We start from the raw sequence: 14,528 nt of genomic DNA, 5'->3' as shown, positions 1-14,528 counted from the left end.
GAAAGAATGAGGTAACGAACATCATGTGGCTACTATTTTCCGTCCTCGCGGCTCTATGTTTTGGGCTGCGAGGAATTTTATATCATTGGTCAAGTCAGCAATCGCTGAATCGAAATGTACTGCTCTGCGGCACATTTGCTATGGGGGCGGTCGTAAGTTTAGCTTGTGCCCTAGTGTGGCAGTCGGAATGGGAAATATCGGCGCTTATTGGGATTCAAATGGGGTTGTTCTCCTTCGGAGCCAACGCCAGCATGTTCAAAGGCTTCGCAGTTGGCAAAGCTTCCTTAGTTGCTATTTTGACAGGATTGCCATCGGTTGTCGTTGTACTATTTGCATATGTTCTATGGGGTGAACGGCTGAACTTGCTTCAGCTGTTTGCTTTTGTTGTTATTGTCATTGGTATTTTATTCGTTAGGTATTCCAATGATATTACGTTGAAAAACTTACAAGGTGCGGGGTGGGGTGTGATCGCGCTCCTCTTATTTGCAGCCAACGACTTGTCCAGTAAATGGACAACACTCGTGCATGCTTCGCTATTTCCAACCTTGTTCTTTATGTTTGCAACAGGCACGATTTGCTTCGCCATCTGGTGGTGGAAAGATAAGAAGAACGCAGCTCAGCAAACAGCGCGAAGTACTTGGACAGAACGTAAGACGTTCCTATTTGGTATGGGTGTTGGGATTACGAATGTTATGGGTATGATTCTTATTATTCATGGATTTGCGAATGGAATTACGGGATTGGTTTCGGCAGTTGTGGCTCTGAATGTACTGATCGTCCTGTTGTATACGCGATTTATTTTGAAAGACAAATTCTCAAAACTAGAACAATCTGGTTTAGCAATTGCGATGGTTGGCATCCTTATGATGAAGCTAGTTGCTTCTTGAGAGAGCATTCCGGCATGTAAATTACAACATATACTTTCTGAACTGGCGTAAATGCGTTACAATAGAAATATTCGTGCCATTAAGAATGATTCAGGAGGCTATAACGACAATGACAGACAAAGATATCGAAACACAAGCAACCGAAGAGATTGAACATGATCCAGAACGTGATCAGGCCCAAGTCATTATTACATGGTTTCAACATATCCAAGAAATTGTGAAAGAACAGTTCCCTGAGTATGAAGTCGATGGACAAATTGGCAATAACCCAACCTACGGTCCGATGTTTGCTTTTACACTTAAAAAAGACGAAAAGTCCACGGCATGCGGATTTTTCTTGAATGAAATTATGCGAAATTTCCAAACGAATCCAAATGCAGGACTATGGATGTCCTCATTTTTCGTTGATTTATTGAGAAGCGAAGAAAGTCATCTTCTTCCGAATCCGCCTCAATCCGAAGATGAAGCCAAAGAACTGTTGGACAAGCATATTGTTCCTTATTGTGCGGCAGCCGTTCGTGAGGAGTTCCCTGAACAGAAGATCTACGTAGATCTAGAGCTTCATGAGGAGCATGGTCCTGTACTAGAAGCTGGATTTGTTGCTGTCGAAGATGGTAACAATACATGTGCACTTCCGCTTCAATACTTAATGACATTATACTTATTGAATCGTGACCCAGCAGAACCGTTGATTCAAGCGATGTACCGCTTGTATGAGGAAAATAATTTAGGTCAATAAGATAGCAACGATTCATGCGTGAAGCACACGCCGCTAGCTCCTGTTTGTAGGAGTTGGCGGCGTTTTTATTTGTTTAGGAGGCGATTGATTTGTTTGAGAAGGAGTATGAAGTCTTTTGGAATGAGCAAGTTCATCATGCGGAAGGTCAAAGGCTGGAGATGTTGCAAAGGGATTTGACGGGAACGAAGATACTTTTGAAGGAGGTGCTGTTGCCTGTATTGGGTTCGTTTGATGGGTTGGAACTTGAATATGAAATGTTAAGTTTGTCAGGTGTGAAGATATATGGGGACGTTTGTCATCCCACATTGGGGATTGTGTTCGAGGAGGACAGCTTCATTACGCACGCTGAGAAAATAACGAGAGACCGTTTCTCATTCGAAAGGGCACGTGCTCGAAGTGTTGCGATGCTCGGGTATACCTATTTCCCATTTAGCCGGGATGAGCTTGAGAAAAAACCGAGTTTCTGCCAAAGAAACCTGTACGAATGGATAGGCCGATTCGGTAATGCGCAAGAAGTAGGTTTGCACGAGTTGGCGGTTTATGAGCGGGAGATTTTGAGGTTTGCTTTAACAAGTAATAAGCCTTTTAATGTGAAGGAAGTGTGCCACTGGTTGCAGCTTACGAGAGTAACTAGTAGCAAAATATTACGAGGCTTGGTATCCAAAGGCTTACTGAGCCCGAGTGGTGGAAGTCTGACAAGAAGTTATCAATTCCTGATCACTGAAAAAGCCATAGCACTTTTGCATCGCAGCAAGTGAGGGAAAGGCGAGGAGATAGTCGAAAAAATCGACTATCTCAGGCCCAAGAGAAGCAAAAGGTATTGAGATAGTCGAAATAATCGACTATCTCCAGCTCAAGAGAAGCAAAAGGCGAGGAGATAGTCGAAAAAATCGACTATCTCTGGCCCAAGAGAGGTAAAAGGCGAGGAGATAGTCGAAAAAATCGACTATCTCTGGCCCAAGAGAAGCAAAAGGCGAGGAGATAGTCGAAAAAATCGACTATCTCCGGCTAAAGGGAAGCAAAAGGCAGTGAGATAGTCGAAAAAATCGACTATCTCCTGCCCAAGAGAAGTAAAAGGCGAGGAGATAGTCGGAAAAATCGACTATCTCTGGCCCAAGAGAAGCAAAAGGCAGTGAGATAGTCGAAAAAATCGACTATCTCCGGCCCAAAAGAAGCAAAAGGCGAGGAGATAGTCGAAAAAATCGACTATCTCCTGCCCAAGAGAAGTAAAAGGCGAGGAGATAGTCGGAAAAATTGCCTATCTCCGGCCCAAAAGAAGCAAAAGGCGAGGAGATAGTCGAAAAAATCGTCTATCTCTGGCCCAAGAGAGGTAAAAGGCAGTGAGATAGTCGAAAAAATCGACTATCTCCTGCCACCACCATCAAACAAAGCTAAATGTTCCGATAAAGCATAAAGTCATCATACGTCCGAATGATAGGAATAGCCGCACTTGTCCCAAGCTTTGCATACTTCATCGCATGCGAGGTGTTGAAAAGTACCACGGTGTCCGTGGGGCGAAGCCAGCCTTGGTCACTAAGGGCAAGCATCGCTGCCCAAGTAGCAGCGCCTTCGGGAGAAGAGGAAATGCCTTCCGAGCCTAAGCTATGCGTGGCTTGGGCAATTTGCTCTTTGGACACCGCGATGGCAGTTCCACCGCTTTGCTTGACAATGGACAGAAGCAGTTCCAAATCCGGCGGATTCGGAACACGCATCCCTGTTGGATTGGGAATAATTCTGTCCCTAACAGGCAGCGAAGCCGTGTTGCTTACACTCGATCCCCCCAACGATTTCGTCAAACCATCCACAATAGGCTGACAGCCTTCCTCTTGTACACAAACGAATCTCGGCATGTCGCAATCAATGAAGCCTAATGCCTTCAACTCCAAGAATGCTTTCCACATGCCAATAATGCCGGAGCCGCCGCCAGTGGGATAAATAATCACATCGGGGAACGTCCAGCCCAACTGCTCCGCAAGTTCAAGCCCCATCGTCTTTTTGCCTTCTACACGGCCGGGTTCTTTCAATGTGCCGACATTCACCCAGCCTTGCTCGTTGCGGCCAGACTCAACGATCGCGGCAGCATCATGAATAAAGCCATCGACGAGTACAGTCGTTGCTCCGTACATCGGGCATTCATCGACAATGAGAGAGGGACAATCCATAGGGATGAAAACAAACGCTTGAATGCCGGCTCTTCCTGCATAGGCGGCTAAAGCGCTGGCTGCATTCCCATTGGACGGAACTGCAGCTTTCGTTGCTCCGGCTTGTTTCAATAGGGAAACCGCGACCGAGAATCCGCGTGATTTAAAGCTGCCTGTTGGATTTTGTTCTTCTCGTTTGATCCATAGACGTTTGAGCGATAGCTTGTTCTCCCAATCGGGTAGTCGCAGTAGAGGCGTCCAGCCTTCACCTAAAGAAACGATATGGGACGGATCGTGAATGGGAAGTAGTTCGTGATATCGCCACATAGAAGGATAACGCAGCGCAAGGGATGTTTTCGTGAACGTTTGTGCAACGTGCCCAAGATCATAGTTAACCAATAAAGTGCCGCCGCATGTGCATTTCATATCTTGATAGCGGAAGGGCAGTTTTGTAGAACATCGTGAGCAATGCAGCTCCCATTGTTTCATATCTGGACCTCCTCAGCGTCTCTAGTAGGAGCGATCATGTTTGCTTCCTACGTGCATGAAATGATTTGATTGTACGGTAGGTAGCTTTATTAGGAAGCTTTAAGAATAACTCGAGCATAGGAGCGAAGTTTACTTCAATTATCCAAACATGTCCTTGCTTATCGAAGGCCATGTCGATCCCCATCGTTTTGACCCAACGATAGGAAGGACCTAGCTGATCGGCTGAACGGAGTGCAACGGCATGCAGCTGAGCAAGGAGCTCAGAACTCTGCATGTCCTTAAGCTCAGAGCCACGGATAGCATTCTCTACAGTAACTACACGGCCACCGCTCATGCGAATATTCGTGACAATAAAGCCTTTGCCGGCTACCTTCGCGAGCATCCCTGTCACTTGCCAACTAGACTTCGTGTGTCGTTGAACCATCACTCTCATATCAAAGGGACGGCCATTCTTGGTGGCAAGGCGGATACGTTGTTGGACGATGTAGTTTTTATTTGCTTTCTTCTTAACAAATGCATTGATCTCATCTAGCTTCGTGTACGTTCGGCGTTTGGCACCATCATGGACCTCATAGGAAGAACTTCCTACGGTTTTGACCCGAATAACGCCATTCCCGCCATAACTGCCGGTCGGTTTTAGAATGATTTGACCATATTTGGTCAGCATGCGCCAGAAACTGCTCTCACTCAACCAATCTGTTTCAGGCAGAAACGCTTGAAGTTTTCTTGATTTGCGCAGTAGTTTATATTTCGTCCATTTACTCGTGGATAGATTACTCATGCGCTTTCTCTTCTTGCCTTTGAATGACGAGATCATGTTCTTCCACTTGAAGTAGTTGATTATGACTATCAACGAAAACAACCTGTGGTTTGAGTGAGTGAATTTCCTCTTCATCCATTAGCCCCATACTGAGAATGATCACGAGGTCTCCGGGAGAGAAGAGATGGGCAGGCGGACCGTTTAATCCGATTTTGCCGCAGCCATCTGGGGCGGGAATCGCATATGTTTTCCAGCGGGTTGCATTACGCAGACTAGTGACTTGAACCATTTCATACGGATGGATATTCGCCTTGCGCATCAGTAGTCCATCAATCGTAATACTGCCTACATAATCCAAATCGGCTTCCGTTACAGTCGCACGATGTATCTTCCCTTTACACATTAGTCGCTGCATGTGCAGTAGCGCTCCTTTATGATCACATGTTGTTCTTCACAAGGTATGAGAGAGACTAGTTTCAGGGTGTAGGTTAAAGCCTATTTGTATGGAAAAATGGGCACGGCATAGAAGGAAATAATTCTGCTATTTCCCGGGTAACCGCAGGATCCGACAGGGGGAGTCGAGTCTTCTTAAACAAAAAAAACAGAGCCTAGGGCTCTGCTTCAACTTTAAATTAATTTAAGACCGCTAATTAATACTAGGGTAGCAATAATCGTACGAAGTACAGTTGTAGGTGCTTTCGTTGCGAGCATGCTGCCGATGAGTACGCCAGGGATCGAACCGATCAGAAGATTAAAGACGAGTGTATAGTTCACATTCCCCATACTTGCATGTAGAATACCTGCTGTCGACGAGAGTAGAAAGGCATGCGCGATATCTGTGCCCACGAGCTGTGCGGGAATCATTCGGAAAAAGTAGAGCATAGCAATGGCGTATAAGGAACCAGAGCCAATGGACGTTAGTCCAACAACGAAGCCAAGAACGGCACCAATCGTAATCGTCAACCAACGCTTCTCTTCTAAAGATTTAAGCTGCCAACGATTTTCTTTCAGCCGATGTCCGAAGAATACCTTGAACAACGTTGCGAAGGCTACCAGAATCAACACATAGCCGAGTGCGTGCTTGATGATCACTTCTTGATTATCAAAGAAAGAATCGAATAATTTCAGGAACACGACGGCAACTACGACACCTGGAATACTGCCTAGGGCAAGCATTTTTACAAGTTTAAAGTCAATTGTTTTCTGTCGCCAATGTTGAACCGTACCGAAAAGCTTCGTAATCGAATTATAAAGAAGATCAGTTCCTACAGCAATGGAAGGATGAATACCAATTAAAATTAATATGGGAGTCAGCAAGGAAGCGCCGCCAACACCTGTCATTCCGACCAGAAATCCAACAATTACACCCATTAGAATAATACTCAAAGTCATGTTGTCATGTCCTCTTTTCATTACCCACTAAACATATTGGATTAATTCTAGTCCCCTAAAAGGTATTTGTAAAGAGAAATTTTCCAGGCTTATCTCTATTCCGAGTAAATTCCTTGCTATTCATCAATTCTGGAATCAGGTACAATGGATAGATGTGTCTAAGTCAGCTTAGGGAGGACAATTCATGCGTAATCGAACTACCGTGATGGTCAGTATCGTACTGGCCATGTTAGTCGCGTCTATGGATACGACAATTGCTAATACAACGATGCCGATCATTGTGAATGACATTGGTGGAAACAGTCTATATGCCTGGGCATTTACTTCTTATATGGTGCTATCTACCGTTCTTGCTCCTTTAGCAGGGCGTTTATCGGATTTATTTGGGCGCAAACGCATATATGCCGCGGGTATTCTCCTATTTCTTGGCGGTTCCGTACTCTGTGGTTTAGCAGACAGTATGGTGCAGCTCATTATTTTCAGAGCGATTCAAGGAATTGGTGCAGGGGTGATGATGCCATTTCCATCTATTATTGCTGGAGATATTTACCCTGTGGAACAGCGAGGAAAGGTTCAAGCCTTTTTCACAGGCATGTGGGGATTAGCGGCAATTTTAGCTCCTACGTTAGGTACGTTTTTTGTAACCTATTTGAACTGGCGCTGGATTTTCTTCGTGAATGTTCCGATATGTCTCATAGCTTTACTAGCCTTGCTCCCTTACAAAGAAGTGTATCAACCGAAGAAAGCAGTAATCGACTACTGGGGTGCATTATTGTTTGCGGCGGGAATATCGTCCTTACTTCTAATCACCGTTGTACATTCCTATACCTACATCTATGGTGCTATTGGTGTGGTTCTGCTAATTGCATTTTTCCTCTATGAAAAAAGGCATGCTGCCCCGATAGTTCCCATGACGTTGATGCGTAATAAGCCTGTGGCTTTGATGATAGGCGGCTCTTTTCTCAGCTGTGCGGCTCTTTTCGGAACGTCCAGTTTTATTCCTTTATTTTTGCAAAATCAAGGGCATTCGCTATTTGTAAGTGGAATTGCGCTGCTCGGCACATCGATCGGGTGGATGGTTGTCGCAATCCCGAGTGGGAAATGGGTGATACGCTTCGGCTATAAGCCGTTGCTGTTAACGGGGAACGCTTTACTTGTCATCACAGCCGTTTTACTATTCTTTATTCGTGATGGCACCTCTTTCGGTTACGTGTTCAGCACGCTTACCATGCTGGGACTCTCGTTTGGACTTTTGTTTACGGTGTCAACAATCGGTGCTCAGCAGTTAGTCGAGGCCCATCAGAAGGGGATTTCGACTTCGCTGCAGCTATTTGCACGTAACATTGGAACGGCGGTCAGTGTCACGGTAATGGGCTCGATTGTAACGAAAGCAGACATCTTCTACACCGGCATTCATGGGATGTTCGTTTATGGGTTAATAGCAAGCATAGTTGCTTTTGCTGTGCCACTAGCCATTCGAACTGTGAAGCAAGCGACCTTGTCAGGATAGATAGCATGCCAATTGGCGTAAGTTGACAGTCATCACCCATTAGTAGAATATTAGAGATATACGAATATAGAAAGAAGTGAGTGTACGTGCTGTTAAATGTGAAATCCCGCCTTCACGAGGGTGATATTCAACAATTACTTGGCTATAGTGTGTTTCCAGATCCTGAAAGTCTTCAAGAAGCCCTCAGTCAATATGAAAATAATGAAAACACATGGTTATTTGCCTATGAGTCGGAAGGTTTACCTGTCGGCATTATCGGCTTCGAGCTGAATGAAAAACAGGAAATGACGCTTCGCCACCTCGCCGTTGAACCTGAGAGCAGAGGAGAAGGCTTCGGACGCGGCATGCTGCTTGAAATTATTGATGATATGCAGCCAGTTCGCATTACGGTGGAAACCGATGAAGAGGCTGTGCAATTTTATCGCAACGTTGGATTCGTAATTCGCAGTCTGGGTGAGAAATATCCAGGCGTAGAGCGGTTCCTGTGCACGTATGAAGTTGAGGAAGAAGACGAAGAGTAATCATCAAAGGCGAGCAAAGAGAAATCCCGAGGAACTGCGAATGGCAGCTTCTCGGGATTTTTTGGCTTTTAGGAAGATAAGTGCTTACATGCGGGATTTGACCGTTCTAGCATACTCGGATGGACTCATTAGCGTTGCTTTCTTAAATGCTTTGGAGAAATAGTGAACGGAGCTGAAGCCCAATTGCCTAGATATCTCTGTGAAATTATACGTTTCTTCGCGAATTAGGATTTTGGCTTGGTCGATTTTCAATTTGGCGAAGTACTCCATGAGCGTATAGTTCGTATGTTTTTTGAAAAGCTCCTTGAGCTGTGTTTTGCCTACACAGAACACTTGACTGATTTCGTTTAGCGTAAGGTGAGCATCGATATGCGCTTCCATGTAGCTCATGACTTTGCTAGTCAAATCATGGACTGACTTCTCCTTAGCAACCGTAGAGAGAGGCGTATCGGATTCCGCCTGAGCAGATTTCCGCAGCAGACGAACTAAGAGAATTTCTAGGTAGCTTTGAATCATTTGTTCACTACCAACAGGCGCATCCTGTCTGCGAACAAGGGGATGACCGAATGGGAATTCGAAGGCTTGTTGTCCTTCACGTACGATTTGGGCAAGGAGATTACGTTCCTCATCTTCTAAATGCAGCACTTTTTGCTCAAAAAATTGCATAGCTTTCGAATAACAATCGAACGTCATGACAATCAGATTGGGCGCTTTTCCTTTGGTCGCATAGAAGCTATGAAATTCATTGGGTTTATGAAAAATGATAGATCCCTGTTTAAGTAAATAGCGCTGATCATCCGCATGAACTTCCACTTCGCCGCGATCAACATAGAGAAATTCCCAGAAGTCATGTTTCTCCCCATTAAACGAATAATCCTTACCAAACTCGAAGTAATGCATCGTAATGACTTTTTGGATTACCAGACTCATCTTCAAATGTGTCCGCTGATACTCGGTCGTGTTCGTTTCGCTTATCGTCATGGGTGTCACTCCTGATCTTTCGATGCAATTCGTATAGGTCTATCATAACACAGCAGAAAAAACAAAAAAATCGGCTTTCAGGACAAAGAAAAGCCTCGGTCCTTCTTTTATAATCAAGGTATCGCAAAGTTCGAGGGGGAGCTAGCATGAAGATAGGTGTAATTGGATATGGACTTAGAATTAGTCATGTGATTAAAGAAGTATTGAAGGCAGATGCGGACTGCCGAATTGAAGCGATTGTTGATGTACGTAAAGATCAGATTAAAGCCAAGTTACTAGAACAAGGCTGGGATCACATTAAGTACTATGATACGCCGGAGCAAATGCTGGAGACGGAGCAGCTAGACGGGGCCATGATCGGCACTCGCTGTAATCTCCATACAACAATGGGGTTGAAAGTATTACAACATGATCTACCTCTTTATATCGAAAAGCCAGTAGCTACAAACTACGAAGATCTTCTTCGTTTGAAACAAGGTTACGAGGCATCCAAATCGCCTGTCGTGGTATCCTTCCCATTACGCGTAACCTCCATTGTGGAGTTGGTTAAGGAGATCATTCAATCGGGCAAAATCGGCACGGTAGAACATGTCCAAGCGATTAACAATGTGCCGTATGGCCGTGTATATTTTCAAAGCTGGTACCGAAACGAGGAAGAAACAGGGGGGCTATTCCTCCAAAAAGCAACGCACGATCTTGATTATATTCAAGCTATACTTGGGCAGAGACCGATCACTGTCTGTGCGATGACATCGAAGCAAATTTTCAAAGGTCATAAATCTGCTGGGCTCAAATGTGTCGATTGTGAAGATAATCGCACCTGCTTGGAGAGCACAGTGCATACAGCGGAAGTGCTAGATCCAACATGGCAGTATTGCTGCTACGCCAAAGATACGGGGAATGAAGATTCCGGAAGTGCGCTGTTTCAATATGAAAGCGGTATGCATATGTCATACTCGCAAAACTTCTTTATTCGAAATGGTGCTGCAGCACGTGGAGCGCGCTTTATGGGATATAAGGGTACGGTAGATTTTGATTTCTACACAGGCATAGTTAAAGTACATATGCATCATACAGCGAGAGTGGAGACCTATGAGATCGCTGCGGGAAGTAATCATTTTGGCGGTGATGAGAAGCTGGCACGTAATTTTACAGAAATCATGAAAAAGACGGCTAGCTCCATCTCGACGCTTGATGATGGTTTGATGAGTGCTCTGATGTGTATAAAAGCGCAAGAGTCTGCAAAAACCGGGACATTCCAAACTTTAAATTGGGATTAAATGCCCCTTTTGAATCTTCTAACAATGGAGGAATATGCACATGGACCCTAAGGATACTTTTCAAACCATTTGCTTAAGCTCGTTATCCAAAGTATTTGCAGATGAAGCTCCACAAGAAGCGCCGTACAAACAAGCATCGGCACTAAGAGGAGAGCACTTTGCTTTCCAAATTGCCTTTACCTCCAATCAACTATTGAAAAACATCGGTGTAGAGGTCAATTCGACACTGGATCTACCTTTTACAATTCGTGCTGTAGGTCTTGTTCCTTCTGAAATGCCTTGCTATGCGAACCATGATCAGCACGTTCTGCGAACGACGCCGGGGTTGTATCCCGACCCCTTGTATCCACTTGAGGATTCAACCGTAACCGCACTTCCTGGCCAATGGAGATCTGTTTGGATCCATGTTGAATTAGATTCATCTGTTCGTGCGGGCACGAATAACGTACATGTAAGCTTCACTTCGCCACAGGGGGAGAAACTAAGTGAAGAAGTGCTGGAACTCACCGTACTCGCAGCAACACTTCCGAAACAGAAGCTTATCCATACGGAATGGTTTCATACGGATTGCCTTGCGACACATTACAACATTCCTGTATTCAGTGAGGAGCACTGGTCGCGCATAGGGCAGTTTCTAGAAACTGCGGTTAAACATGGAATCAACATGATTCTGACGCCGATCTTTACCCCGCCGCTAGATACCGTAGTAGGGGGAGAGCGCCCAACCGTACAGTTAATTGATGTAAGTGTTGATGATGGTAATATCGATGCCAGCACGACGTATGCTTTTGGGTTTACAAAGCTAGAGCGTTGGGTGGCACTGTGTCAAAGCAAAGGTGTCGAGTACTTCGAATTCTCACATCTGTTCACCCAATGGGGGGCTAAACATACGCCGAAAATTATGGCTAGTATTGGCGGGGTAGAACAGCGGATTTTCGGTTGGGAAACAGATGCCGCCGGGGAGTCTTACGCTCATTTCCTCGGGCAGCTCATACCAGAACTTGATCGCGTCATCCATCGGCTTGGCATCGCGTCCTGCAGTTATTTTCATGTGTCAGATGAGCCTACCCAAGCCAACTTGGATACGTATAAAAAGGCGAGTGATCTCGTTCAGAAACTCCTTCCTCCCAATTACCCGATTATCGATGCGCTGACGGAGATCTCCTTCTACGAGCAGGGGATTGTTCAGAAGCCGATTCCATCGAACGATCATATCGAGCCTTTCCTCAAGGCAGGTGTCCCTGATTTATGGACCTATTACTGCTGTGTACAGTACAAAGAAGTGTCGAACCGTTTCTTTAACATGCCATCTGCACGCAATAGAATCATTGGTTTGCAGTTGTACAAGTTTGGCATCCAAGGGTTTCTGCATTGGGGATACAACTTCTATTACTCCCAGTATTCCATTCAACAATTGGATCCGTTCAAAGTGACAGATGCCTTGCATACGTTCCCTTCAGGAGACAGCTTTGTCGTTTACCCAGGTGAAGAGGGGCCAATTGAGTCGATTCGGTTGGAAGTATTCCATGAAGCGCTGCAGGACTTGCGAGCCTTACAATTGCTCGAGACGAAGATCGGCAAGGAGAGAACAGTTGCCTTGATTGAAGAAGGGCTGTCAGAGCCACTTACGTTCTCCGTTTATCCGCGTAGTACAGAATGGATGCTTGGAGTGCGCGAGCGAATTAATCAGGCGATTGCAGTAAACAGTTAAATAGGATTAAATATGAAAAAAGCTGCTCCCGCTAGGAAAGGGAGATCAGCTTTTTTTTGGTATTGACACTATTATGGGTGTTGATCTATAGTTATACCAATATAAAACCAAGTTAATTAATCGGAATAATAAGTTTTATTACTTATTTGACGAAAGGGGTGCTCGTATTGAATATTGAGAATATTGAAGCCTTCGTCTACGTTATTCATTATGGCAGTTTTAACAAAGCGGCGGAAGTGCTTTTTTTATCCCAGCCATCCGTCACAGCACGCATACAATCCTTAGAGCGTGAGCTGGATTGTCGACTGTTCGAGCGGATTGGGAAGCAGATTTCGTTGACGGATGATGGGAAGAAATTTCTGCCATATGCCCAACAACTCTTGCAAACTTTTCAGAAAAGTAAAATTCAATTGAAGCAGAAACGTACACTGCCAAATGAGTTGCGCGTAGGTTGTACCGTATCCGTTTCGAACTATATCATCCCAACCATCATTCCAAAGCTTAAGTTGAAATATCCAGATGTGAACTATAAGCTGACTACGGCTTCGTCCGAGGAGATCATTAATAAGGTGCTGAATCGAGAGCTTGATTTCGGTTTTGTACGAAATATTAGTCACCCGAATCTCCTTTCGGCCAAAGCATATGAAGATCCCATTCGTCTATATGTCTACGAAGGACATCCCTTTATAGGGAACGAAGCCATTTGTATGGAAGATATAGGAGAATATCCCCTTGTTTTCTTTGAATGTGGTTCTCTCGATTGGATGCGAATACACCGTCTATTTGCGAGTATGAAGCAACCACCGAACATTGAATTTCAGACGGATACGTTGGAGACGGCTAAGAAATTAGTGGTTGGTCGTGTTGGTATTGCATTTCTTCCAAGTCTATGTGTCGAACAGGAAGTCAAGGAGGGGAAGCTGTTTCCGATTCAGTTTCCAGAAATAGCAGGTATTTCCCTGCAAACAAACATGATTGTGTTGAACGGTGAGAACACCTTATTTTTCAACTCTGCCTTAGAATTATGTAAAGGAATCGCGCAGTCGATTCGGGATACGATTTAACTTCTCAATATGCATATAGAAAAACTCTATTATCCAGTTCGACAACTTGATGATAAATTAAAGGCATAGCAATAATTCATACAAAACAAGTAGGAATTATAAGGATTAAATACATGAAAATTCGGAGGGGTTCACAATGAGAAATTTCACAACACTTACGGTAACAACATTAGCATTAACTTTGGTAGCGGCAGGCTGCGGTGCGAAAAGCGAGACAACGAATGCTTCTCCTAAAGCTGCTGCTGATGCATCAAAAGCGCCAGTAGCCACTGCGGCTGCAACGGCTGCACCTGTGAAAGTAAAGAAAATCATCGTTGGCACAGGGACACAATTCCCGAACGTAGCCTTTCTGGATAAGGACGGAAAACTAACAGGATACGATATTGAATTAGTGAAAGAGATTGATAAGCGGTTGCCTGAATATGAGTTCGAATTTAAAACGATGGACTTCGCCAACTTGCTGCTTAGCTTAGAAACGAACAAAATTGATTTTGTTGCACATGAAATTGAGAAGAACAAAGAGCGTGAGCAGAAATATTTGTTCAATAACGAGCCTTATGCGTATTGGAAAACCAAGGTCATCGTAGCCAAAGATAATACGATTGTGAAAACGATCGATGATTTGAAAGGCAAGAAAGCATTAACGACGGCTACAAGTGCAGAGGCCACATTGCTGGAGAACTATAACAAAGCCAATGACAATGCGATCAAAATTGTCTATCAGAGTGGCGCAGCCAACGACTTGGTCACCCAGCTTACAACAGGACGTGCTGATGGAGCACTTGGAGCGGATTTCTTGCTTCCACTCGTAGATCCGCAAAGTAAATTAAAAGTAGTTGGCCCGATTATTGAAGAAGCTGAAGTGCGTTTCTTATTCCGCAAAAATGATAAAGACGGACAAGAGCTTGCGGATAAAATTGACGTCGCTTTAAAAGCTGTCAAAGCAGATGGCACGCTGTCGAAGTTGAGTACGCAGTGGTTAGGCGGAGACTTTACGAAAAAAGAAGATAGCAAATAAATAAGCATGTCATGACTTTATGAAAGGTGAGATCA

Annotated in this window: 14 protein-coding genes; 9 read left to right on the top strand and 5 right to left on the bottom strand. The window is 44.6% G+C overall.

Annotation, left to right across the window (positions count from 1 at the left end; genetic code table 11):
* Nucleotides 1-23: 23 nt before the first annotated feature.
* The 3 genes from ACSQ8O_RS30555 to ACSQ8O_RS30545 all read left to right on the top strand — a co-directional run bounded on the left by ACSQ8O_RS30555 (nt 24) and on the right by ACSQ8O_RS30545 (nt 2,384).
* The gene (locus ACSQ8O_RS30555) at nt 24-887 is read left to right on the top strand and encodes an EamA family transporter (RefSeq protein ID WP_436244697.1); all 864 of its coding nucleotides are present in this window, start codon (nt 24-26) and stop codon (nt 885-887) included.
* Nucleotides 888-996: 109 nt separating this feature from the next.
* A complete protein-coding gene (locus ACSQ8O_RS30550) occupies nt 997-1,626 on the top strand; it encodes a hypothetical protein (RefSeq protein ID WP_056614876.1) in 630 nt (209 codons plus the stop codon).
* A gap of 89 nt (nt 1,627-1,715) precedes the next feature.
* A complete protein-coding gene (locus ACSQ8O_RS30545; protein ID WP_436244696.1) occupies nt 1,716-2,384 on the top strand; it encodes a hypothetical protein in 669 nt (222 codons plus the stop codon).
* 633 nt (nt 2,385-3,017) lie between these two features.
* Here ACSQ8O_RS30545 and ACSQ8O_RS30540 read toward each other — a convergent pair.
* The 4 genes from ACSQ8O_RS30540 to ACSQ8O_RS30525 form a co-directional block, all read right to left on the bottom strand.
* Nucleotides 3,018-4,256, bottom strand: a complete 1,239-nt coding sequence (locus ACSQ8O_RS30540) for a threonine synthase (RefSeq protein WP_436244695.1) — start codon at nt 4,254-4,256, stop codon at nt 3,018-3,020.
* Between the two features lie 34 nt (nt 4,257-4,290).
* Nucleotides 4,291-5,037 (bottom strand): YheC/YheD family protein, encoded by a 747-nt coding sequence (locus tag ACSQ8O_RS30535; protein ID WP_436244694.1) that lies wholly within the window; start codon nt 5,035-5,037, stop codon nt 4,291-4,293.
* Nucleotides 5,030-5,431 (bottom strand): aspartate 1-decarboxylase, encoded by a 402-nt coding sequence (gene panD, locus ACSQ8O_RS30530; protein ID WP_436244693.1) that lies wholly within the window; start codon nt 5,429-5,431, stop codon nt 5,030-5,032. Before panD ends, ACSQ8O_RS30535 begins: the two co-directional genes overlap by 8 nt.
* Nucleotides 5,432-5,643: 212 nt before the next feature.
* A complete protein-coding gene (locus tag ACSQ8O_RS30525; protein ID WP_436244692.1) occupies nt 5,644-6,408 on the bottom strand; it encodes a sulfite exporter TauE/SafE family protein in 765 nt (254 codons plus the stop codon).
* A 184-nt stretch (nt 6,409-6,592) separates the two neighbouring features.
* Between ACSQ8O_RS30525 and ACSQ8O_RS30520 the strand changes: the two genes are divergently transcribed.
* Together ACSQ8O_RS30520 and ACSQ8O_RS30515 are read left to right on the top strand one after the other, a co-directional pair.
* On the top strand, nt 6,593-7,918 hold the full coding sequence (locus ACSQ8O_RS30520; RefSeq protein WP_436244691.1) for an MFS transporter: 1,326 nt from the start codon (nt 6,593-6,595) through the stop codon (nt 7,916-7,918).
* 98 nt (nt 7,919-8,016) lie between these two features.
* Nucleotides 8,017-8,439, top strand: a complete 423-nt coding sequence (locus ACSQ8O_RS30515) for a GNAT family N-acetyltransferase (protein WP_436244690.1) — start codon at nt 8,017-8,019, stop codon at nt 8,437-8,439.
* An 84-nt stretch (nt 8,440-8,523) separates the two neighbouring features.
* Here the strand turns inward: ACSQ8O_RS30515 and ACSQ8O_RS30510 are convergent, their stop codons facing one another.
* Nucleotides 8,524-9,420, bottom strand: a complete 897-nt coding sequence (locus ACSQ8O_RS30510) for an AraC family transcriptional regulator (RefSeq protein WP_436244689.1) — start codon at nt 9,418-9,420, stop codon at nt 8,524-8,526.
* Nucleotides 9,421-9,566: 146 nt separating this feature from the next.
* Here ACSQ8O_RS30510 and ACSQ8O_RS30505 point away from each other — a divergent pair, with 146 nt between their 5' ends.
* The 4 genes from ACSQ8O_RS30505 to ACSQ8O_RS30490 all read left to right on the top strand — a co-directional run bounded on the left by ACSQ8O_RS30505 (nt 9,567) and on the right by ACSQ8O_RS30490 (nt 14,493).
* Complete coding sequence (locus ACSQ8O_RS30505) at nt 9,567-10,700, top strand: Gfo/Idh/MocA family protein (RefSeq protein WP_436244688.1); 1,134 nt, start codon at nt 9,567-9,569, stop codon at nt 10,698-10,700.
* Nucleotides 10,701-10,740: 40 nt separating this feature from the next.
* Nucleotides 10,741-12,411 (top strand): DUF4091 domain-containing protein, encoded by a 1,671-nt coding sequence (locus ACSQ8O_RS30500; protein ID WP_436244687.1) that lies wholly within the window; start codon nt 10,741-10,743, stop codon nt 12,409-12,411.
* A gap of 167 nt (nt 12,412-12,578) precedes the next feature.
* Nucleotides 12,579-13,475 (top strand): LysR substrate-binding domain-containing protein, encoded by an 897-nt coding sequence (locus ACSQ8O_RS30495; RefSeq protein WP_436244686.1) that lies wholly within the window; start codon nt 12,579-12,581, stop codon nt 13,473-13,475.
* A gap of 136 nt (nt 13,476-13,611) precedes the next feature.
* Nucleotides 13,612-14,493: a transporter substrate-binding domain-containing protein gene (locus ACSQ8O_RS30490; protein WP_436244685.1), complete on the top strand. Its 882-nt coding sequence runs from the start codon at nt 13,612-13,614 to the stop codon at nt 14,491-14,493.
* The last annotated feature ends 35 nt before the right edge of the window (nt 14,494-14,528 follow it).

The organism is Paenibacillus sp. LjRoot56 (assembly GCF_964253335.1).
Classification (GTDB): domain Bacteria; phylum Bacillota; class Bacilli; order Paenibacillales; family NBRC-103111; genus Paenibacillus_E; species Paenibacillus_E allorhizoplanae.
Note: the sequence above shows the minus strand (reverse complement) of the source record. Positions and strands in the feature narration are given on the sequence as shown.